Source organism: Ruegeria sp. N10 (genome assembly GCF_056531545.1).
In genome coordinates, this window is the sequence record NZ_JBQFLY010000007.1 from 156,483 (window position 1) to 176,546 (window position 20,064).

22 protein-coding genes are annotated in these 20,064 nt (G+C 56.7%); 11 read left to right on the forward strand and 11 right to left on the reverse strand.

What is annotated here, in order from left to right; translation table 11 throughout:
• Nucleotides 1-5 precede the first annotated feature (5 nt).
• The 5 genes from ACR0JI_RS11900 (at nt 6) to infC (ending at nt 4,473) form a co-directional block, all read left to right on the forward strand.
• On the forward strand, nt 6-1,670 hold the full coding sequence (locus tag ACR0JI_RS11900) for a nitrite/sulfite reductase (RefSeq protein ID WP_480481141.1): 1,665 nt from the start codon (nt 6-8) through the stop codon (nt 1,668-1,670).
• Nucleotides 1,660-2,421: a phosphoadenylyl-sulfate reductase gene (locus ACR0JI_RS11905; protein ID WP_209504073.1), complete on the forward strand. Its 762-nt coding sequence runs from the start codon at nt 1,660-1,662 to the stop codon at nt 2,419-2,421. The genes ACR0JI_RS11900 and ACR0JI_RS11905 overlap by 11 nt, the downstream gene beginning before the upstream one ends.
• The gene (locus ACR0JI_RS11910) at nt 2,418-2,825 is read left to right on the forward strand and encodes a DUF934 domain-containing protein (protein ID WP_267365587.1); all 408 of its coding nucleotides are present in this window, start codon (nt 2,418-2,420) and stop codon (nt 2,823-2,825) included. The genes ACR0JI_RS11905 and ACR0JI_RS11910 overlap by 4 nt, the downstream gene beginning before the upstream one ends.
• A gap of 107 nt (nt 2,826-2,932) precedes the next feature.
• The gene (locus tag ACR0JI_RS11915) at nt 2,933-3,766 is read left to right on the forward strand and encodes a ferredoxin--NADP reductase (RefSeq protein ID WP_209504075.1); all 834 of its coding nucleotides are present in this window, start codon (nt 2,933-2,935) and stop codon (nt 3,764-3,766) included.
• A gap of 245 nt (nt 3,767-4,011) precedes the next feature.
• Nucleotides 4,012-4,473 carry a translation initiation factor IF-3 gene (gene infC / locus ACR0JI_RS11920; protein WP_480481680.1) on the forward strand — a complete coding sequence of 154 codons (462 nt, stop codon included), beginning with the start codon at nt 4,012-4,014 and terminating at the stop codon, nt 4,471-4,473.
• A 58-nt stretch (nt 4,474-4,531) separates the two neighbouring features.
• Here the strand turns inward: infC and ACR0JI_RS11925 are convergent, their stop codons facing one another.
• From ACR0JI_RS11925 to ACR0JI_RS11935, 3 genes are all read right to left on the reverse strand, one after another.
• Nucleotides 4,532-4,918 (reverse strand): hypothetical protein, encoded by a 387-nt coding sequence (locus ACR0JI_RS11925; RefSeq protein ID WP_480493298.1) that lies wholly within the window; start codon nt 4,916-4,918, stop codon nt 4,532-4,534.
• A 79-nt stretch (nt 4,919-4,997) separates the two neighbouring features.
• Nucleotides 4,998-6,314, reverse strand: a complete 1,317-nt coding sequence (locus tag ACR0JI_RS11930; protein WP_480472497.1) for an aspartate aminotransferase family protein — start codon at nt 6,312-6,314, stop codon at nt 4,998-5,000.
• Nucleotides 6,311-7,084 (reverse strand): beta-keto acid cleavage family enzyme, encoded by a 774-nt coding sequence (locus ACR0JI_RS11935; RefSeq protein WP_480472495.1) that lies wholly within the window; start codon nt 7,082-7,084, stop codon nt 6,311-6,313. Before ACR0JI_RS11935 ends, ACR0JI_RS11930 begins: the two co-directional genes overlap by 4 nt.
• A 71-nt stretch (nt 7,085-7,155) precedes the next feature.
• Between ACR0JI_RS11935 and ACR0JI_RS11940 the strand changes: the two genes are divergently transcribed.
• On the forward strand, nt 7,156-8,070 hold the full coding sequence (locus ACR0JI_RS11940; RefSeq protein ID WP_480493300.1) for a MurR/RpiR family transcriptional regulator: 915 nt from the start codon (nt 7,156-7,158) through the stop codon (nt 8,068-8,070).
• A 64-nt stretch (nt 8,071-8,134) separates the two neighbouring features.
• On the opposite strand, the gene ACR0JI_RS11945 is transcribed toward ACR0JI_RS11940, so the two are convergent.
• Both ACR0JI_RS11945 and ACR0JI_RS11950 read right to left on the reverse strand, forming a co-directional pair.
• Nucleotides 8,135-9,136, reverse strand: a complete 1,002-nt coding sequence (locus tag ACR0JI_RS11945) for a molybdopterin-binding protein (protein WP_480493302.1) — start codon at nt 9,134-9,136, stop codon at nt 8,135-8,137.
• Complete coding sequence (locus ACR0JI_RS11950; protein ID WP_480472489.1) at nt 9,133-10,101, reverse strand: XdhC family protein; 969 nt, start codon at nt 10,099-10,101, stop codon at nt 9,133-9,135. Before ACR0JI_RS11950 ends, ACR0JI_RS11945 begins: the two co-directional genes overlap by 4 nt.
• A gap of 224 nt (nt 10,102-10,325) precedes the next feature.
• On the opposite strand from ACR0JI_RS11950, the gene ACR0JI_RS11955 reads away from it, so the two are divergent.
• A complete protein-coding gene (locus tag ACR0JI_RS11955) occupies nt 10,326-10,832 on the forward strand; it encodes a hypothetical protein (protein ID WP_480472487.1) in 507 nt (168 codons plus the stop codon).
• Nucleotides 10,833-10,836: 4 nt separating this feature from the next.
• Here the strand turns inward: ACR0JI_RS11955 and ACR0JI_RS11960 are convergent, their stop codons facing one another.
• Nucleotides 10,837-12,096, reverse strand: a complete 1,260-nt coding sequence (locus ACR0JI_RS11960; protein ID WP_480472485.1) for a vWA domain-containing protein — start codon at nt 12,094-12,096, stop codon at nt 10,837-10,839.
• 58 nt (nt 12,097-12,154) lie between these two features.
• Nucleotides 12,155-13,063, reverse strand: a complete 909-nt coding sequence (locus ACR0JI_RS11965) for an AAA family ATPase (protein WP_480472483.1) — start codon at nt 13,061-13,063, stop codon at nt 12,155-12,157.
• A gap of 163 nt (nt 13,064-13,226) precedes the next feature.
• On the opposite strand from ACR0JI_RS11965, the gene pyrC reads away from it, so the two are divergent.
• Nucleotides 13,227-14,264 (forward strand): dihydroorotase, encoded by a 1,038-nt coding sequence (pyrC, locus tag ACR0JI_RS11970; RefSeq protein ID WP_480472481.1) that lies wholly within the window; start codon nt 13,227-13,229, stop codon nt 14,262-14,264.
• On the opposite strand, the gene ACR0JI_RS11975 is transcribed toward pyrC, so the two are convergent.
• Nucleotides 14,261-15,553, reverse strand: a complete 1,293-nt coding sequence (locus ACR0JI_RS11975; protein ID WP_480472479.1) for an MmgE/PrpD family protein — start codon at nt 15,551-15,553, stop codon at nt 14,261-14,263. The genes pyrC and ACR0JI_RS11975 overlap by 4 nt on opposite strands.
• Nucleotides 15,554-15,590: 37 nt before the next feature.
• A complete protein-coding gene (locus ACR0JI_RS11980; protein WP_480472477.1) occupies nt 15,591-16,037 on the reverse strand; it encodes a type II toxin-antitoxin system RatA family toxin in 447 nt (148 codons plus the stop codon).
• Nucleotides 16,038-16,109: 72 nt separating this feature from the next.
• Here ACR0JI_RS11980 and hpt point away from each other — a divergent pair, with 72 nt between their 5' ends.
• Nucleotides 16,110-16,652 carry a hypoxanthine phosphoribosyltransferase gene (hpt, locus tag ACR0JI_RS11985; protein WP_480472475.1) on the forward strand — a complete coding sequence of 181 codons (543 nt, stop codon included), beginning with the start codon at nt 16,110-16,112 and terminating at the stop codon, nt 16,650-16,652.
• 120 nt (nt 16,653-16,772) lie between these two features.
• Nucleotides 16,773-17,129 (forward strand): hypothetical protein, encoded by a 357-nt coding sequence (locus ACR0JI_RS11990; RefSeq protein ID WP_480472473.1) that lies wholly within the window; start codon nt 16,773-16,775, stop codon nt 17,127-17,129.
• An 11-nt stretch (nt 17,130-17,140) separates the two neighbouring features.
• On the opposite strand, the gene ACR0JI_RS11995 is transcribed toward ACR0JI_RS11990, so the two are convergent.
• Nucleotides 17,141-18,292 carry an amidohydrolase gene (locus tag ACR0JI_RS11995; RefSeq protein WP_480472471.1) on the reverse strand — a complete coding sequence of 384 codons (1,152 nt, stop codon included), beginning with the start codon at nt 18,290-18,292 and terminating at the stop codon, nt 17,141-17,143.
• Nucleotides 18,289-19,239, reverse strand: a complete 951-nt coding sequence (gene lipA / locus ACR0JI_RS12000) for a lipoyl synthase (RefSeq protein WP_480472469.1) — start codon at nt 19,237-19,239, stop codon at nt 18,289-18,291. Before lipA ends, ACR0JI_RS11995 begins: the two co-directional genes overlap by 4 nt.
• Nucleotides 19,240-19,500: 261 nt before the next feature.
• Between lipA and ACR0JI_RS12005 the strand changes: the two genes are divergently transcribed.
• Nucleotides 19,501-20,049 (forward strand): redoxin family protein, encoded by a 549-nt coding sequence (locus tag ACR0JI_RS12005; RefSeq protein ID WP_480472467.1) that lies wholly within the window; start codon nt 19,501-19,503, stop codon nt 20,047-20,049.
• Nucleotides 20,050-20,064: the final 15 nt, after the last annotated feature.

Genomic DNA, 20,064 nt, shown 5'->3' on the forward strand with positions numbered 1-20,064 from the left:
TAGACATGTATCGCTACTCCGAGTTCGACACAGCATTTTTGGCAGAACGTAACGCGCAGTTCCGCGCCCAGGTCGAACGTCGCATTGACGGCTCGTTGACCGAAGACGAATTCAAGCCGCTGCGCCTGATGAATGGGCTGTACCTGCAACTGCACGCCTACATGCTGCGTGTCGCCATTCCCTATGGCACGCTGAACAGTGCGCAGATGCGCCAACTGGCGCTGCTGGCCGAGAAGTGGGACAAAGGCTATGGCCATTTCACCACCCGTCAGAACATCCAGTACAACTGGCCAAAGCTGAGCGACGTGCCGGATATGCTGGACGCGCTGGCCGAGGTTGGCATGCACGCCATCCAGACTTCGGGCAACACCATTCGCAACGTGACCGCCGACCACTTTGCCGGTGCCGCTGCAGATGAGGTCGCTGATCCCCGCCCTTACGCCGAATTGCTGCGCCAGTGGTCGACCGACCACCCGGAATTCCAGTTCATGCCGCGCAAATTCAAGATCGCCATCACTGGCAGTGAAAACGACCGCGCCGTGATCAAGGCGCATGACATCGGCCTGCAACTGGTTGAGCGTGACGGCGTTCTTGGCGCGCGCGTCATTGTTGGCGGTGGCCTTGGCCGTACGCCCATGATCGGCAAGGAATTGTCCGAGTTTGTCGCCTTTGACGACCTGCTGGCTTATCTGGAAGCCACCGTTTCAGTTTGGAACCAGATTGGTCGCCGTGACAACAAGTACAAGGCACGTATCAAGATCACCGTGCACGAGCATGGCATCGACGCTATCCGCGCCAAGGTCAACGAACGCTTCCTGAAGGTCCGCCCGCAGTTCAAAGGCGCGGATATGAACCTGCTGGAAGAGATCAAGGGCCACTTTGCACCGCCTGCCTTCCGCCATGCTTCGGTTGCGTCGTTTGAAAGCGCCTATACCAACGATCCGGTCTTCCGCTCGTGGGTCGACACCAACATCGCGCCGCACAAGAATGCGGACCACGCGATTGTAACGATCTCGATCAAGAAGCATGGGGCAACACCGGGCGATGCAACTGCCGAGCAGATGCGCGTTATGGCCGATCTGGCCGAAGAGTTCGCCTATGACGAGCTGCGGATTAGCCATGAGCAGAACGTGATCCTGCCGCATGTCCACAAATCGGACTTGCCTGCAATTCACGCCAAGCTGAAGGAATACGAGCTGGCAACCGCCAATATCGGTCTGATCAGCGATATCATCGCCTGCCCCGGCATGGATTATTGTGCGCTGGCGACGGCGCGTTCGATCCCGGTTGCTCAGGAAATTGCAACGCGGTTCGAGGACCTGAAGCTCGAGCATGACATCGGCCACCTGAAGATCAAGATCTCAGGCTGCATCAACGCCTGTGGTCATCACCATGTCGGCCATATCGGCATTCTGGGTCTGGACCGCGCAGGCGTGGAAAATTACCAGATCACTCTGGGTGGCGATGCGACCGAAACTGCGGCAATTGGTGATCGCACCGGTCCGGGCTTTGCCTATGACGAAATCGTTCCTGCCGTAGAGCGCATTGTCGACACATATCTGAACCAGCGTGCAAGCGCAGAGGAGACATTCCTGGAAACATATCGCCGGGTGGGCATGGCGCCGTTCAAAGACGCCCTCTACCCCGAGGCCCGCGCAAATGCCGCTTGACCTGATCCAGACGGAACTGGGCCGGGACAGACGCGAACTGACTGAACGTGTCGAAGACCTGAATGCCCGGTTCCGGCACCACAGCGCCCATGATGTCATGCATGGAGCAATTGATGAGATCGATGAGCTTGCTCTGGTCTCGAGCTTTGGTGCGGAATCCGTCGTTCTGTTGCACATGGCGGCGGTGGTGAACAAGGCAACGCCCGTTCTTTTCGTGGACACGCAAATGCTGTTCACCGAAACGCTGGAATACCAGCAGGAGGTGAGCGAGCGTCTGGGGCTTACCAACATTCGCATCATCCGGGCCGAGGATGCAGAGGTTGAACGCGAAGACCCATACGGCGCGTTGCGCCTGCGCGACACGGACGCGTGCTGCAACCTGCGCAAGACTTTCCCGCTGCAAAAAGCACTGGTGGGGTTCGATGGCTGGATAACCGGACGCAAGCGGTTTCAGGCAGGCACGCGCGCCACGCTGGAATTCTTCGAGGTCGAGGACGGAACAGGCCGGATCAAGGTCAACCCGCTGGCCCATTGGGCACCCGAGGATGTGCGCGCCTATATGGAAGAAAACAACCTGCCCCGGCATCCGCTGGTGGCCAAAGGATACCCTTCGATCGGCTGTGCGCCCTGCACCTCGCCTGTCAAAGAGGGCGAAGACCCCCGCGCCGGACGCTGGCGCGACCAGAACAAGGAAGAATGCGGCATCCATTTTGTCGATGGCAAGATGATGCGCGTCGGAGAGAAAACATGAACGTAATCGTAACGGATGAGGGCTTTTCGCCTGATGACTGGACCGACGGCTTTGTCACTCTGGATGATGCCGCCAATGACGTGGTCGCGCTAGACGTGAGCTCGGAGACAGACCCGGACGAACTGTTTGACCGGTTGGGCGGCACGAGGCTGGTTCGGGTAGACTTCCCGTCTTTCGCAGATGGTCGCGGATTTACCATCGCTCGCACATTGCGCCTGAAGGGCTACAAAGGCCGGCTGCGCGCCAAAGGGCATGTGCTTGCCGATCAATACGCCATGGCGCGCCGCAGCGGCTTTGACGAGGTCGAGATCGACGGAGAACTGGCAGACCGCCAACCCGAGGATCAGTGGCTGGCCCGCGCGAACTGGAAAGAGAATAACTATCAGGCTCGCCTGCGCGGCTGATCCCGCGATTGCCAGCCTGTGACGCAAAGGGGGCAATCTGTCCCCTTTTCCTGACTTGGATCAAAGATTAAACGGAGATGTCGGTTTAGCAGACCGGCAGGTAAACGATGACAGAGATGAAGCCCGTGAGCGAAGCAACCGCCGTAAAAGTCCCCGTCCTGCCGGACGCGCAAACTGTAACCGATGTCAAACACTGGACCGACAGCCTGTTTTCATTCAAGGTGTCTCGCCCGGCCTCGCTGCGTTTCCGTTCGGGCGAGTTTGTGATGATTGGTCTTCTGGGCGACAACGGCAAGCCGTTGCTGCGCGCCTATTCCATCGCCTCGCCCTCGTGGGATGAAGAGCTGGAGTTTTATTCGATCAAGGTTCAGAACGGCCCGCTGACCTCGAAATTGCAACATATCAAACCGGGTGACCAGATTATCCTGCGTCCCAAACCGGTTGGCACATTGGTGCATGACGCCCTGCTGCCCGGCAAGCGCCTGTGGTTCTTCGCGACCGGCACCGGCTTTGCGCCCTTTGCCTCGCTGCTGCGTGAACCGCAGACCTATGAGGACTATGACGAGGTCATCATCACCCACACCTGCCGCGAAGTGGCAGAGCTGGAATATGGCCGTCAGCTGATCGACAGCATCCGTCAGGACGAACTGTTGGCCGAACTGATCGGTGAAGGATTTGCCGACAAGATCCGCTATTACCCGACCACCACACGGGAGGAGAGCCCCAAGATGGGCCGCATCACCACCCTTCTTCAGGATGGCACCGTATTTTCCGATCTGGGTATTGATGGCGGCATCAAACCTGAAACCGACCGTGCAATGGTCTGCGGTTCGCTGGCTTTCAACCTGGATATTAAGGAAATTCTCGAGGGGTTTGGTTTGCGTGAAGGCGCCAACTCGGAACCCAAGGAGTTCGTGATCGAAAAAGCCTTTGTCGGCTAAAGCAACCCTGCGTTCAGGGCTTTGCCGCCCTGAACGCGAAAAACACCGGCAGAAAACAAGTTTTTTCGCATTACCCTGTATTTATGCCGCTTGAAGTGCGGTCTCGCCCGGTTTAAATTCCGGGCTCGAAATTCTGCAATCATCAAAGGAATGAACCCATAGCTCGCAGACCTCACAACGCGCCGCCTCAACGTGAAACCGGCCCGCGCGTAAATGAAAGAATCCGTGCCCCCGAAATTCGGCTGATTGGTGCCGAAGGTGAAAACGTCGGGGTGGTTCATCCCGCCAAAGCCATGCAGATGGCCGCAGATGCAGGTCTTGATCTAGTCGAAATCTCGCCTAATGCGAACCCACCGGTCTGCAAGATCATGGATTTCGGCAAGTACAAGTACGAAACGCAAAAACGCGAAAACGAAGCGCGCAAAAAACAAAAAGTCATCGAAGTGAAAGAGGTCAAATTCCGACCCAACACCGATACGCATGACTATGACGTCAAAATGAAGAACGTCTTTAAGTTTCTGGAAAAGGGCGACAAAGTCAAAGTCACCCTGCGCTTTCGTGGCCGTGAAATGGCACACCAGAACCTGGGTCGCGAATTGCTGGAGCGTGTGGCCGAAGACATCAAAGAGGTCGGCAAGATCGAGAACATGCCGAAGATGGAAGGCCGTCAGATGGTCATGATGATCGGTCCGCTTCCGCATAAGTAATCTGCTTCAAAGACCAAAACGATCAAAGCCCCTTCGCTGCCGAAGGGGCTTTTTTTGTTCAGGTCGCGCGTCTGCTTCGTAACCAGTTGACCGCATCCCTGAAATCGAAAAGCAGGGAAATTACGTCAACGATCAGAAGCACCCAAAGAAACTTGGCAAAGGCAGTGCTCAGGGTCGCATCGGAAAACAACAAAAGCGCTACAATGACAACTAGTGGAACCCAGCACAGAATGTGCGGCAAGGCCATCGCGCCACTCATCCCGCGCGCAACCGCCATGATGGGTATGTTCAGCGCCATACCGGTAATCGCCAGAACAGCGATGAGCATCCCTTGTGGCTGATCCAGGAAAGCAAGCGGAACCAGATTAACCGGCACCAATATTACGGCCACCCAGATCTGCACCCAAAGGGGAAGCGCACGGAAACTGCGCCAAATATCCAGCACTATTGATTTCGCCTTTTCAGATACTTCTCCCGCGACATTAACAAATAAGCTGCGGGCGAACAGTGCGCTCACGGTAAAGTCAAAGCACAGCAGAAAGGGCGCGTTCCAGTTTGCTGACGAGTTCGCCTATCTGTTCCTCTTCAATAATAAAGGGCGGCGCCAGCAGGACATGATCGCCGTTCAGGCCATCCCGCGTGCCAGCCATGGGATAGCAAATCAACCCTTCGTCCAGTGCTGCCTTTTTCACCTTACCTGCGATGCCACGTGATGGATCAAAAGGGGCCTTGCTGTCGCGGTCAGCGACCAGTTCAACACCACGGAACAACCCGCGCCCACGGATATCTCCCACGTTCGGGTGCTGTCCGAATGCAGCCTCGAGGGCGGATCGCAGCTTGTTGCCCATGACCCCGGCACGCGCAGGTAAATCCCGTTCGGTCAACTCACGGACTACCGCCAATGCGGCGGCTGTGGCGACCGGATGACCGACATAGGTGTGTCCATGTTGGAAAAACCCTGATCCGTCGCGGATCGCGTCATAGATTTTGCCGGTGCACAGCATGGCTCCGATTGGTTGATATCCGGCCCCCAACCCCTTGGCGATACACAAAATATCCGGCGCGATGTCGTCATGATCGCAGGCAAACAGGTGACCGGTTCGGCCCATACCGCACATCACCTCATCCAAAATCAGCAACACACCATAGTGGTCGCAGATCTCGCGAATACGCTTGAAGTACCCTTCAACCGCAGGGACTGCGCCAAGGGTAGCTCCAACCACTGGTTCGGCCATAAATGCCATGACAGTATCAGGGCCCAGCCGCAGGATTTCGGATTCCAGCTCATTGGCCACACGCTGACCATAGTCAAAGCTGCTCTCGTCTTCCGATTTTTCGGCATATTCGTAGCAGGCAGAGATATGCGTCATCTCGATCAGCATCGGGGCGAATTGCGCCCGTCTCCATGCGTTACCCCCAGCGGACAAAGCCCCTAAAGTGTTGCCGTGATAGCTTTGCTTTCGCGCGATAACGTGACGGCGTTCAGGTTGTCCGATTTCTAGAAAGTACTGGCGCGCCAGTTTGATTGCCGCCTCGGTCGCCTCGGACCCGCCCGAAACAAAATACACCCGGTCCAGATCCCCCGGCGCGTGCCGGATCAACAATTCGGCCAAAGCCTCAGCCGGTTTTGATGTCATGAACCCTGTATGTGCAAAGGCAATCTGTTCCACCTGCTGCTGTACCGCTTGGATCACGGCCTGATTCGAATGGCCCAGACAAGATACCGCCGCATCACCGCAATCCAGGTAACGCTTGCCCTTTGCGTCGATCAGATAACAGCCATCGCCGCCAACCGCGACAGGAAGGTCCGATTTCGTGTGACGTGGGAAAACATGACTCATTTCTGTGCCCTTCCAAGCAATTCGACTAATGCTGCAACCGAGGCCGCGTTATCTGCCCACAGCCTGCCATCCGGCCCCGTCAGACTGTTTTCAAACCCAACCCGCACGTCACCACCGCGTCGCGCAGCCTCAGCCAGACAGGCATGTTCTTGCGTTCCAAAGGCGCACACCATCCAACGGGCCGGGCATTCTGGAAAGGCGTCGAGATCGGCAGGCACAGATTGCTGGCCATCGCTGTATCGCCCCAGAACAAGCAAACGATCTGTCTGATCCGCGTGTACGATGCCCAAAGCGAGCCACTGTTCCAGTAAACGTGCGTCCTCAGTATCGTACAAGATATGCTGAACCCGTGTGCCCTGATCCGCACATAGTGCATAGACCCTGGGCGCAAGGTTCAGATCGCGGGCGATTTCACGCACCGAGATTGATGCCCATTCAGGTCGCACCTTTTGCAAACAGTCCAGTTGCGATGCCACGTCGAACTGCCCGGCAGCTTCGGTCGTGATCTGTAGCTCCATTTTTGGAACCTCGCGCTGCAATTCCGCAAGCGTTTCCCGGTACAATCCGGCGTCCAGTGAATGCCGTCCGTCTGCATCCCTAATATGCAGATGCAACCCATCCGCACCTGCGGCATGGCAATCCCGCGCAGATATGACGATCTGATCAATCCTGAGTGGCAAGGCTGGATGATCCAACGCGTTCCGCCGGGCACCGTTTGGCGCAACTAGAACGTAGGGCCTGTCCGAGCTGTCAGTTGTTATTGATGTCATAGCACCACCCAAATCTTTGCCCTCAGTTAGAGTCGCTGGACGACGTATTCAATTTACACAAAAGAAAACATATGTTTCTTTTTGGTATGACACCCACCCTTACAGCCTTGACCAGCCAAATTCGACGCGAGATCGATGAGATGCCAGCGCAGATGCAAGTCGCGGCGAAATATATCATCGACCATCCCGGTGATTTCGGCCTGAACCCGGTCCGAGCGACCGCCGACCGGATCGGCATCAGCACCAGTGTTCTTGTTCGACTGGCGCAGCGTATGGGTTTCGACAGTTTTGACGCCTTTCGCCACCCATTTCGCCTTGCTCTCACAACCGACAGTGAAGACAGGATTGGTCAGGAATGGTTAACCACGTCACCCAGACAAGACCCTTTCAATGACGCACAGGCCAGATTTGCGCGCAATGAGATGAATGTTGTGTCCCGATCCCTGCGCCTGATGGAGCCGCAATTGGCCAAGCGTGCCGTTGAATACATGGTGTCTGCACGTCGTTGTTATGTGACCGCCACAAGGTCCAGTCATGCGCTGGCCTATTATTTTCACTACGCCGGCCGCATGGCCCATCCCGGATTACAGCTGATACCAAGACACATGGGCTCGGCTGTCGATGACCTGGTCGAGGCCACGTCCGAGGATTGTTTGTTTGCCATCACCGTCCATCCCTATTCCGCAGATACGATCCATTCGATGCGTTTTGCCCGCGACCGGGCCATGAAGATTGTGTTGCTGTCGGAGAGCGAGGTGATTGCACCCGGCGTCAACCCGGATGTCGTTCTACCCGTCAGCACCCGCACTTTACATCCGTTTTCTAGCTTTTCTGGCGCGATGGCGGTTCTGGAATGCCTGCTCGGACATCTCTTTGATGCAGGAGGAGACGCCGCACGGGATAGGGTCGAACAGTTTCAAAAAGCCCGGGAGGACACCGGCGCGTATTGGCGGCCCGGCGTATTGCCAAGGATGAGAAAACCCTAGAATATCAATAATACATTGGCCGCAAGTACGGTGTGATACGCCATATCGCGGACCTTGGCGGCGGTCAGTCGTTTCTTTTCGCCCGCGGCTGAGGTCTGGTCGGGATTTCCTTCAACAATCCGCCAACCCCCATTCCGGCAATATCGGCGCCTGTTGTTTCAATCCCGCATGCGACACGCGACAGCACCCAATCCGCCCCATTCAACGCCGGAGAGCGCGCGCATCCCGGCAAGCCGATCACAGGTCGGCCCTGCAAGTCCCCAAGAAACAGCAGGTTTCCCGGATCAACCGGCATACCAAAGCGATCAATCGTCCCACCGGCCTGCCGAACGGCCGACGGTGCGACATCGTTGGGATCCGAGGTGGCCGAACCCGTCAATATCATCAGAAGATCGCCCTTCCCCTTAGAAATCGCGCTGGTCAAGGAATCCGTTCGATGCGGAACAATCTGCACCTCCGCAAGCTCCATTCCCACTGCCTCGACCCGTCCCCGAATGGCCGCAATCCCCTTTTCGTCCGGTGGACCACCGGGAATTTCCGTTACAACAAGACCGGCTGTCCGATGAACAGGCCGCGCCAGACGCACAGCTCCTTGTGCCAGCCCGGCGGCGCGCTGAACATCAGCCTCTGGCACGGCATATGAGATGACCTTAATGGTCGCCATCATGCCGTTCGCCCCCATTTGCTGGTACTGTGGAACGGTCGCAACGGTAATCATCGGATTGACCAGATTGAACATTTCAAGTGCGTGAACATCGAGCACGGCAACCCCGGGCCCATCGGCCAAAAGGTTTACCCGCCCGGTAAATGCCTCGGTAACCCGCAAGTTGGCTGATGCTGGATCAGGTGCCAGCGCAGACGCCAGCTTACGTGCCGCCTGATCTTCATGGCAATCACCGGAATCCAGTCGGGCAACAATGACCTCGCTTAGACCGGCCTTTATCAGTTGCGCCACATGTTCCGAGCGCAATTCAAGCCCCTTGCGAAGCTTTCGCCCATCCGCTGTAACCGAATGCGCCAGAATGGCCCCCTCTGCCTGGGACACCGGCACAGGCCCAAATTTCATGCTTTCCCTCGCAGAACTGCAGTGATCTGCGCCAGTATCGCAACCGCGATTTCCGAGGGACCGGCGGCCCCGATATCCAGGCCAATGGGCCCATGAATGCCAGAGATTTGCGCATCGGTAAAACCCGCCGCTTTCATACGCTCAATGCGCTTGGCATGGGTGCGTGTTGACCCCAATGCACCGATATAGAACACATCGGCGGCCAACGCGGCTTGTAGCGCCGGATCGTCAAGTTTTGGGTCATGTGTCAGCAGGACAATAGCGGTCCGCGCGTCCAGTCCCAGCTTCGCAACGGCTTCATCCGGCCAATCCGTCAGGATCGTTTCACCGGGAAAACGTGCTCTGGACGCAAAGGCGTCACGCGGGTCGATAATGGTTGGATCATAGCCCGCAATCCGCGCCATCGGCACCAGAGCCTGCGCGATGTGAACCGCCCCAACGACCAGCAACCTCAGCGGTGGGTTATGTACTGCGACAAAGGTCTGGCCATCCTCTTCGAACCCTGACCGATCCATACGCAGCCTGTCGGCATAAGCATTGCGGCGCAACGCCCTGCGCCCGGTCTCGACATTGACTTCGTAGGCAACGGGCTCACGAGCGGCCCGAGCGGCAACCAGTTCCGCCAACATAGGTTCGGACAGGACTTTTCCTATGGGTTCAACAAGAACGCGTATGGTCCCCCCACAGGCCAAACCAACCGCAAAGGCATCGTCGTCACTGACCCCGAATTCAAGTAAACGCGCTTCACCTTCATCAATGGCTTCAAGCGCCTCGACGATAACAGCACCTTCGACACATCCACCAGAAACGGAACCTTCGATCCGACCATCGCCGCCAATCACCAATTGGGATCCCACCCGCCGCGGCGCACTGCCCCAGGTTTCGACAACTGTAGCGAGCGCCGCGCCGCGCCCGCTGCGGTGCCAGTCAAGCGCCGTTTCAGGACTGTTGTCGAATCGCTCCATCGGAACCTCCGGATGACCTATGACACCAACATAAGCGGGAATTGCGTGATGAAAAGCGCATCAGGCTTACCAAAAGGTCTATATTGAACCCCATAGGGCAAGGCCATTGCCCGAGCCATATTCAACAAATCATAGCATTGATTGTTTGTGACCCGAGTTCTAGCCTGTGCAGGCAACCGACCTCAAGTCTGGCTTGCATACCATACAAATCATAGATCGGAGACATGCAGTTGAAACGTATTCTTGCATTGGGCGCGGCAGTTGGTCTTTTGACTTCAACCGCAGCGTGGGCTGACACATTCCAACGCTATGGAGAGGTTGAAGGCTGGAAAGTCTTCATCGACACTGAAAAAAAATCCTGCCTGATCGAGGCGGTGGATGATGCGGAAAACGTTGTTCAGATGGGCCTGACCGAAGATCGTGGCGTGGGATATGTCGGCATCTTCACCAAGGCTGAAACCGATATCAAACGTGGCGAGACGCAAGAAGTCGCCATCCTGCTGGGCGACAACATATATCTGGGTGAAGCGACCGGCATGAAAGGTAACATCACCAAAGGCTATTCCGGTGGTTATGTTCTGTCGGACAGCCCACAGTTCGCGGATGATCTGGCCAAGAAGAAGGTCATGATCGTGTTTCCCGAGACATCCTATGCCTTCACCGTCGATCTGACAGGCACTTACAAAGCCATGGAGATGGCCCGCAAGTGCAATGAAGAACAGCTGTCGTAAGCTGCTAGTCGGAAAGCGCGGCCATCAGCCGTGCTTTCTGCCCCTCATCGTCGGGTTGTGAAATCGCTGCGGCCAAATCTTCGAGTGAGGCAATCGAATGCCCTGCGCGAAAACTGTCAACATGCGGCAGCATCGCGGCAACCCCTTGCGCCCTGGGCGCGAACCCGTCCCAACGCAACAAGGGGTTCAGCCAGATCAGGCGTTTTGAGGACAGGTGCAGACGCTCGATCTCTTTCCTGAGGAGCTCAGGATCGCCCCGCTCGAGCCCGTCCGTGATCAACAGAACAACCGCCCCCTGCCCCATCACCCGGCGTGACCAGTCCCTATTGAATTGATGCAGGCACTCTCCGATACGCGTGCCGCCCTCCCAATCCTGCGCCTCGGCCCCTGCTGCGGCAAGTGCCGCGTCTACATCCCGTTGGTGCAGGTGGCGCGTTATGTTGGTGAGGCGTGTGCCGAATGTGAAGGCATAGACCTTGGCCCAACCCGCTCCCTTGGCGTTGGACACTGAGTGCAGGAAATGCAGGATGATCCGACTGTACTGGCTCATCGAGCCGGAAATATCGCAAAGTGCGACAAGATTTGGCCAGCGTAGTTTGGGCTGTAGCCTGGCAATTTCGCGCAACTCCCCCCCTTGCCGCATGGCCGCGCGCAATGTGCGGGCACGGTCGATGCGGTGCCCCAAATGACTGGTCTGCCCGCGGCGTGATTCAATTGGCTTTACCGGCAGTGTCATCCGCGCCAATACGCGCTTGGCCTGCGCGATTTCGGCCGTGCTCATCTGCTCGAAATCCAGATTGCGTAGCCGTTCCTCGGATGAGGCGGTCTGGGTTGCGTCGATTTCGATCTCGGTTTCGCCTTCCTCTTGCCCGGCAGCGTCCGGCAAATCACGCTCAACCCCGTCCAGCAGTGCCTCAGCCGCGCGCTTTTCACCGGCGTCGGCCTTGTGCTCCTCCTGAACGCCGCGAATTGCAGGAAGCATCATCGCCATCATGTGTTCCATGTAACGCGGGTCTCGCCAGTACATTCGGAAGACTTGCGCAAAAATCACGCGGTGTTCCGGGCGGTTCACGAAACAGGCGTGTAAGGTCCAGTAGAAATCCCGTTTCTCGGAAAAACCTGCCGCCTGCACTGCACGAATAGCGTCGATCACACGACCGGGTCCGATCGGCAGCCCAGCCTTTCTGAGCGCGCGGGCAAAATGGGTGATGTTGTGCGCCAGCTTTGGGTTGTCGGGTATATCCAGCGGAAGTTGTTCGGCCATCAGACGTTACGGGGGCTCTGCCCCCATACCCCCGGAGTATTTGGAAAAAGATGAAACATCAGACCGGTTCGAGCGTGGCCTTGGCCTCGTCGAGGATGCGTTTTGCCTCGGACCCTTGAAGTTTTTGAATGTCGTCCTGATATTTCAGGATTGCACCCAGCGTATCCCCGATCACCTCGGGGCTGAGGTTCATCACATCCAGCGCCAACAGGCATTTCGCCCAGTCAATGGTCTCAGCCACGCCGGGTTTCTTGAACAAATCCTCGGTGCGCAAACGCTGAACAAAGGCTACAACCTCGCGACTGAGTGCTTCCGCAGCTTCAGGCGCACGGGCGTGCAGGATTTCGATCTCACGCTCGAAGTCGGGGTAATCTACCCAATGATAGAGGCAACGGCGCTTGAGAGCATCATGCACTTCCCGCGTCCGGTTCGAGGTGACAATCACGATGGGTGGTTCAGGTGCTATTATAGTGCCAAGTTCGGGGATGGTGACCTGAAAGTCACTGAGCGCTTCGAGCAGAAACGCTTCAAACGGTTCATCGGTCCGGTCCAATTCGTCAATCAGCAGAACTGGCGCTCCGTTTTCGTCCGGGCGCATCGCCTGCAACAAGGGGCGTTCGATCAGGTATTCGTCAGAGAACAGTTCAGTCTGCAACGCGCCCCGGTCGGCCCCACCCGCGGCCTCGGCCGTTCGGATCGCGACCATCTGCGCCGGAAAGTTCCATTCGTAAACGGCAGAGGACGCATCCAGCCCTTCGTAGCACTGCAACCGGATCAGGCGCCGGTTCAACCCGGATGCCAGAGCCTTGGCGATCTCGGTCTTTCCAACCCCTGCTTCGCCTTCCAGGAACAACGGGCGTCCAAGCTTCAGTGACAGGAACACAACCGTCGCAAGGGCGCGACCGCAGACATAGCCCTGACGACCCAGCATCTGCTGCACGGCATCGATGGAATCTGGCTGTGTCATGGAACCCCTCTCTGCTTTAGGGATAAACAGGTCATGCAAGTGTCTGGGCGTCAAGGCCTCAACCTTGGACAGAGCTACGACGTTCAGGTCGGTTGACAAGATTTTTTTTGTGCCTTGCGCGGACGCAGTTGGTCTTTCGCAACAGCTATGCTAGCGGAAGGCCATGACCGACACCCTTACGCTCCGCCGCCCTGACGACTGGCATCTGCATCTGCGCGATGGCGCGATGCTACAGGCCGTCCTGCCCGAAACCGCGCGCCATTTCGCCCGTGCGATCATTATGCCGAACCTTGTACCGCCGGTTGTGCGCGGCGATCAGGCCGCCGCCTATCGAGACCGCATTATGGCGGCTCTGCCCGATGGTATGACGTTCGAGCCGTTGATGACCCTGTATCTGACCGAAGATACAGATGCCGCAGATGTCGCAGCGGCCCATGCCAACGGTCTGATCAAAGCCGTCAAGCTGTATCCTGCCGGGGCTACCACCAACTCCGCCTCGGGTGTGCGCGACTTCGACAAAGTGCGCCCGGTGCTTGAGAAGATGGCCGAAATCGGCCTGCCCATGTGTGTGCATGGCGAGGTGACGGATCCGGAGATCGACATATTTGACCGCGAAGCCGTGTTCATCGACCGTGTTCTGGATCCGATCCGCAGATCGACTCCGGGCCTGCGTGTTGTGATGGAACATATCACCACGTCCAATGGTGTGGATTATGTCAAAGCCAACGCGGTTGATCTGGGTGCAACGATCACGGCGCACCACTTGATTATCAACCGCAACCATATCCTGGTTGGTGGCATCAAACCGCATTACTATTGCCTTCCTGTTGCCAAGCGCGAGGAACACCGTCTGGCCCTGCTATCCGCCGCAACATCGGGCGATGCGCGGTTTTTTCTGGGCACGGACAGTGCCCCGCACACGGATGCAAACAAGGAAATGGCTTGTGGCTGTGCGGGCTGTTTTACGGCGACCAACACCATGTCTCTGGTGGCTGAAATGTTTGACCGGGAAGGTGCATTGGAAAAGCTGGAAGGCTTCGTGTCGCTCAACGGGCCGGGTTTCTATCGCTTACCGGTGAACCAGGATATGATTACCCTGACCAAGGGTGAGCCCGTTTCGTATCCCTCAAAGATTGAAACAGGCGATGGACCAGTCACTGTGTTTGACCCGGGCTTTCCGTTGCACTGGTGCGTGGCTTAACCCGCCATACGTTCGGCCAGATCGCGGGCACGTCCCCCGGTGCGCAGCATCGACCAGATCGTGTCCGATTCATCCGCGCCGATCAGCTTGGTCGCTTTGTCGCGCACGCGATCCTCACGGTCCGACAACGACATTGGGTTCAGCAGATCATGCGTCGCTTCGCGGCGAATGCCATCGCGACGCAGCAGGGACAGATGCGCCTGCGTTTCTGACAGGCTGTCATCTGCCTCGACCGTGATGCGGTCGCGCAAAGACGTTATACGCGGGTCGACGCAGACCTTGTCGGTGAAACTACCTGGCAAAGCCGTATCATATCCCAGCGCCTGCATCGCGATCACTGTCCGATAGGAAAACTTGGCCCCCAGTCCGGTTGTCGGTGACAGTTGATTGCACACACTCATCCAGCGCGGATGAGTCTTTATCTGGATCTCGGCGACCTCTGGCTCCGCTATGTCCAACTCCCGCGCGGCTTCCAGCGCGGCGTGAAGACCGTGGCAACAGGCGTGAAACTTGTGGCTGACCGTTTCAAACAGCCATTCATCGCCCAACCCATCCAGAGCAGTTTGATCCGCTGCACCTTGATGCGTTGCCCCAAATCCATAAGGACCCTCCAGCGCGTCGGCGTTGGCCTGAAAACCGCGCTGTACCAGCAAGGCCGTCTCGACCCCTGCTGAAGCGGCAAGTCCGGCGTTATACGGCTTGCCCATGGTTCCGAACTGCGCCTTCAGCCCCGCCGCTCGCGTCGCCGTCAGACCCAGAACCATTCGCATCTGGTTTGCGTCAAAACCCAGCAAACGGCCAACAGCGACTGCCGCCCCAAAGGCACCGGATGTCGCCGTCTGGTGAAACCCTGCCTGATAGTGACCGCGCCCCAGCCACAAGCCAATTCGGATTGAGGTTTCCATACCCACCAAAGCGGCTTCGAGAAAGTCGACAAGAATACGGTCATCCCATTCGGCCACCGCAAGGGCTGCGGGCAAAATGGCGACGGAAGGATGCCCAATATGGGCGAAATGCGTGTCATCGTAATCCAGCGCGTGAGACACCGTGCCATTCACCAACGCCGCACCACGTAGCGGCGCCGAGCCGCCGCCAAGGAGATGCGCCTGAGGGTTCCCGCCCTCGGACAGTATCATGTCGCGAACCGTGGTTGAGACGGGTTCGCGCGCGCCTGCCCGGCCCACAGCGACCCAGTCAAGAACAGATAGCGATGTGACGATTCGCGCCTGAGACGACGTAGAAATCGGCCCTGCCGCAAAAGCGGCCAATGATACAGTAAATTCCGTCATGCGCGTAGTCTAGCGTGCGCCTGACAAGGGTAAAGACCTAGCTGTAGAGTTCTTGCGCGCGCGTCTCGAACGCGCGCACGATCCGATGCATCGCTTCGTTGAAAACCACACCGATAATCCCTTGCAAGATGGCGTTCTTGAATTCGAAATCCACATGGAACGAGACGTTGCAGCCCCCATCAGGCGCGTCCTCGAACTGCCAGTCGGATTTCATGTATTTGAAGGGGCCGTCCAGGTATTCGGTGTCGATTTTCTTTTGATCCGCAAACAGGGTTACCTTGCTGCCAAATCGTTCCCGGAAAACCTTGAACGAGATGATCAGATCGGCCTCCATCACCTCAGCCTCTTCCATCGCATAGGTCTTGCGAATGCGGGCAGCAGCGCACCACGGCAGAAATTGGGGGTACTTGGCCACATCGGCAACCAGGTCGTACATCTGCTGGGCTGTATACGGCAGGTGGCGGGTTTCCGAATGGATAGGCATGACGTCCGGTATTTGCAGGTGACAATGGCGCGTCATGTCGTATGTTGCGCGCCAAAGATCAAGGGGGCTGCGATGACTGACCGCGCATATGTGATAGATGAGATGATCTCGGCAAAGGCTATCGCCGCTCGAATCGAGGAGCTGTGTCGCGACATTTCGGCAGAGTTCAAAAACACTGACAAGCTGGTGGTCGTGGGTCTGCTGCGCGGCAGCTTTGTTTTCATCGCCGACCTTGTGCGCGAACTTGACCTTCCGATCGAGGTGGATTTCCTTGAAGCATCTTCTTACGGAGACGCGATGGAAAGCAGCAGGGAAGTTCGCATTCTCAAAGACTTACGCGGCGCAATTGAAGGGCGCGACGTGCTGGTTGTCGAGGATATCGTTGACACAGGCCATACGTTGAACCATGTCACCAAGTTGCTGCAAAGCCGTAACCCCGCGCGCCTGAAATCCATTGCCTTGCTGGACAAGCCGAGCCGCCGCGAAGTGGATTTTCGATCAGACTGGATCGGTTTTGAGATACCCGACGAATTTGTCGTGGGTTATGGAATTGACTATGCTCAACGCAATCGCAACCTGCCCTATATTGGCAAAGTCCGCTTTACGGACGAATAGCCCGAGCGGGCCTTTTCCGGCCTCGTACTCAGACCCGATTAAAAATTCATTATTTAGAATATCAATGGACAACCATCGCCTCGTCGCTTTACCTTTCAGGTAGTCGCATGAGGATTTTTGATGAAGCGTCTTATCTCGATAGCGGGCGTCTTTTTGGTGATCGTCTCCCTTGCAAGCGCGTCATATGCAAAAGACAACAAGGGCAAAGGACAAGGTGCCAACAAAACCAAAGTAGAGAAATCCATTAAGTCAAACGGCAAGGCTGTTCCGCCCGGTCAAATCAAACGATACACCCGAGGTCAGAAATTACCGGACGAACTGCGTTTTGACTATGTTGACGACCTCGACAACTGGAAGCTCAAACCGCTGAAGCCGGGGCAACGGTATATTCGGGTCGACGACGAAATAATCTCGATATCAGATGATACGAAGACTGTAATAGAAGCTGTTGGAATCGTTGGCGATCTGATGAATTGAAAGCCTCGGTCCTAGCAGTCGCGGCCTAACACAGCTTCGATGGCCCTCAGAAATATCCCGGTCCCAATCGGAATAAGCGCATCCGGGAAATCATAGTCCGGGTTGTGCAACTGGGGTTGGTCACTTCCCGACCCCAACCAGAACATGGCGGTTTTCGCGCTTTTTCCAAACTGGCCGAAATCTTCTGAAAACCGCTGTGGCTGATCGACCAATCTGCAAAAAACGCCCTGCTCCGTGCAGGCCTTGGACAGGATCGAAACTGCTTCCGGGTGATTGGCACAAGCCTCAAACACTTCGTCATAACTGATTTCGACCGCCAGCCCTTCGGCTTTGGCCGTTTCGTGGACCAACGATTCAGCGTCGCTGATCAGCTGCGCCATTCGCGCGTCCGTGACTGTGCGAAGCGTCACCCACAGCTCGGCCTGCCCCGGTGCTACTCCGACCGTGCGCTCACCCAACGTGGCATGTGTGACGGTGGTCAATGCGTAGTCGTCATTCAGATCCCCTCCGCCACCTAACGCGGTCAAAGCCGGCATCAGACTTGCCAGCGCACTGGCAGGTGACACCCCATCTTGCGGAGCAGCGGCATGCGACGTCTTTCCAGCCAAAACAATCTGCATCCCGCGTGAGGCACAGTTAGAAGGACCGTCACAAATTTCGACCGCGCCCAACTCCAGTCCTGGTAAGTTGTGCAAAGACAGTACGAGGTCGGGCGCAACCCCGGCGAACTGGGGATCAGCCCGGAAAGCGATTGCACCATGGCCGGTCTCTTCTGCTGGCTGGAAGATCAATACGACGCGGCCCTTCTTGGGGCGGTGATGTTTCAACCCGTCTGCTACGCCCAGAACCATAGTCATATGCCCGTCGTGGCCGCATAAATGACCTTTGCCCGCGACCTGTGATACATAGGAATGGTCCGCCAACTCCTGGATCGGCAACCCATCCAGTTCGCAGCGAATGCCCAGGGTGGGACCAGGTTGGCCACTTTCGAAAACGGCGGCAATCCCGTGCCCACCTATTCCGGTCAGGACATGGTCAGCGCCTGCGTCGCGCAGAAGTTCAGCCAACCGTGCTGCGGTACTCTCTTCCTGTCCCGAAAGTTCAGGTTGTTGATGCAGCTCGTGGCGCAGATAGGTCAGTCGCGCGATCTGATCAGGTGTCACGCGTGTTGCAGCTTTTCTAGACGCGCCGCGCGCAGCCGGGCAAAATCATCACCAGCGTGATAGGAAGACCGGGTCAACGGCGACGCAGATACCATCAGAAAGCCTTTGCCGTAAGCTGCCTTTTCGTATGACGCGAACTCGTCGGGTGTCACGAAACGATCAACACCGTGGTGTTTCGGTGTTGGTTGCAGATACTGGCCAATCGTCAGAAAATCGATATCCGCCGCGCGCATGTCATCCATGACCTGACGCACCTGCTGTTCGTTTTCGCCAAGCCCAACCATGATGCCAGACTTGGTAAAGATCGACGGATCAAGTTCTTTCACCCGCTGCAAAAGACGCAGTGAATGGAAGTACCGCGCGCCGGGGCGAACCTCGGGGTACAAACCCGGTACGGTTTCCAGATTATGATTGAAGACGTCCGGCTTTGCCTGAACCACAATTTCCAGAACGTCAGCATCGCATTTCAGAAAATCGGGCGTCAGAATCTCGATCGTGGTTTTGGGAGAGCGGTGCCGCACCGCGCGGATGGTCTGAGCAAAATGCTCGGCACCGCCATCACTCAGATCATCCCGATCAACGGAGGTGATAACCACATGGTTCAGGCCAAGTTTTTCGACCGCATGTGCCACCCGGCCGGGTTCAAAGGCGTCAAGGTCGTCTGGGCGGCCAGTAGCGATATTGCAGAATGTGCAGCCACGGGTACAGATCTCGCCCATGATCATCATGGTGGCGTGGCCCTGGCTCCAGCATTCGCCGACATTGGGGCATCCCGCCTCTTCGCAGACTGTGACCAGATTATTGTCGCGCATGATCCGGCGCGTATCTGCATAACCTTTGCCGCCGGGTGCCTTGACCCTGATCCAGTTCGGTTTCTTGGGCTGCGCATTATCCGGGCGGTGCGCTTTTTCCGGATGGCGCTGTTCGGGGATCTTCAGATCTCGCACGGGCAATATTCCTGACTTTAGGTCAATCTTGTCGCTCATAACATAAACAGATGTGCAGTGTTACACCAGCGGCGCATAGCCGCTATGCAACGCCGCCGCGCATAAGCGAAAACGAGATTGTAAAAATCCGTTTCACCGCATGTTTTCAATGAGTAATGAGAAGAGGTTATTAATTCAAAATGCGGCATATCGTCGATTGAAGGCAGTTTAGAACTGTTTTAAGTCACGGCAAAATCACAGGTGAATCACAGGAGCTTGAACATGAAATCCGGCGCAATACTGCCCAACGTGATCTTTCACACCCGTGTCCGCGATGACTCAATCGAAGGACCAAACCCATTCCGTTGGGAAGACAAGACCACCGCTGACTATTTTGCCGGAAAACGCGTGATCCTGTTCTCATTGCCCGGCGCGTTCACGCCCACCTGTTCGACATATCAACTGCCCGGCTTTGAAAACGGATATGGCGATTTCATTGCCCAGGGTGTCGATGAAATCTACTGCATGTCTGTCAACGACAGCTTTGTGATGAACAAATGGGCGCAAGATCAGGGCCTGACCAACGTCAAGGTCATTCCGGATGGATCGGGCGAGTTCACCCGTAAAATGGGTATGTTGGTTGACAAGGACAATCTGGGCTTTGGCATGCGGTCATGGCGCTATGCTGCCATCGTAAACGACGGTGTTGTCGAAGCCTGGTTCGAAGAACCTGGCCTGATGGATAACTGCCCCGAAGATCCCTATGGCGTGTCTTCGCCCGAAAACCTGATGAAACATCTTCAGGCGATGGCAGAACCCGAACTGGCTTGAGTAATAACAAGACGA

Coding starts and splice junctions, on each gene's coding strand:
- ACR0JI_RS11900 (WP_480481141.1), top strand. CDS start 6: ATGTATCGCTACTCCGAGTTCGACACAGCATTTTTGGCAGAACGTAAC.
- ACR0JI_RS11905 (WP_209504073.1), top strand. CDS start 1,660: ATGCCGCTTGACCTGATCCAGACGGAACTGGGCCGGGACAGACGCGAA.
- ACR0JI_RS11910 (WP_267365587.1), top strand. CDS start 2,418: ATGAACGTAATCGTAACGGATGAGGGCTTTTCGCCTGATGACTGGACC.
- ACR0JI_RS11915 (WP_209504075.1), top strand. CDS start 2,933: ATGACAGAGATGAAGCCCGTGAGCGAAGCAACCGCCGTAAAAGTCCCC.
- ACR0JI_RS11930 (WP_480472497.1), bottom strand. CDS start 6,314: ATGAGTCATGTTTTCCCACGTCACACGAAATCGGACCTTCCTGTCGCG.
- ACR0JI_RS11935 (WP_480472495.1), bottom strand. CDS start 7,084: ATGACATCAATAACAACTGACAGCTCGGACAGGCCCTACGTTCTAGTT.
- ACR0JI_RS11940 (WP_480493300.1), top strand. CDS start 7,156: ATGTTTCTTTTTGGTATGACACCCACCCTTACAGCCTTGACCAGCCAA.
- ACR0JI_RS11945 (WP_480493302.1), bottom strand. CDS start 9,136: ATGAAATTTGGGCCTGTGCCGGTGTCCCAGGCAGAGGGGGCCATTCTG.
- ACR0JI_RS11950 (WP_480472489.1), bottom strand. CDS start 10,101: ATGGAGCGATTCGACAACAGTCCTGAAACGGCGCTTGACTGGCACCGC.
- ACR0JI_RS11955 (WP_480472487.1), top strand. CDS start 10,326: ATGCAGTTGAAACGTATTCTTGCATTGGGCGCGGCAGTTGGTCTTTTG.
- ACR0JI_RS11960 (WP_480472485.1), bottom strand. CDS start 12,096: ATGGCCGAACAACTTCCGCTGGATATACCCGACAACCCAAAGCTGGCG.
- ACR0JI_RS11965 (WP_480472483.1), bottom strand. CDS start 13,063: ATGACACAGCCAGATTCCATCGATGCCGTGCAGCAGATGCTGGGTCGT.
- pyrC (WP_480472481.1), top strand. CDS start 13,227: ATGACCGACACCCTTACGCTCCGCCGCCCTGACGACTGGCATCTGCAT.
- ACR0JI_RS11975 (WP_480472479.1), bottom strand. CDS start 15,553: ATGACGGAATTTACTGTATCATTGGCCGCTTTTGCGGCAGGGCCGATT.
- ACR0JI_RS11980 (WP_480472477.1), bottom strand. CDS start 16,037: ATGCCTATCCATTCGGAAACCCGCCACCTGCCGTATACAGCCCAGCAG.
- hpt (WP_480472475.1), top strand. CDS start 16,110: ATGACTGACCGCGCATATGTGATAGATGAGATGATCTCGGCAAAGGCT.
- ACR0JI_RS11990 (WP_480472473.1), top strand. CDS start 16,773: ATGAAGCGTCTTATCTCGATAGCGGGCGTCTTTTTGGTGATCGTCTCC.
- ACR0JI_RS12005 (WP_480472467.1), top strand. CDS start 19,501: ATGAAATCCGGCGCAATACTGCCCAACGTGATCTTTCACACCCGTGTC.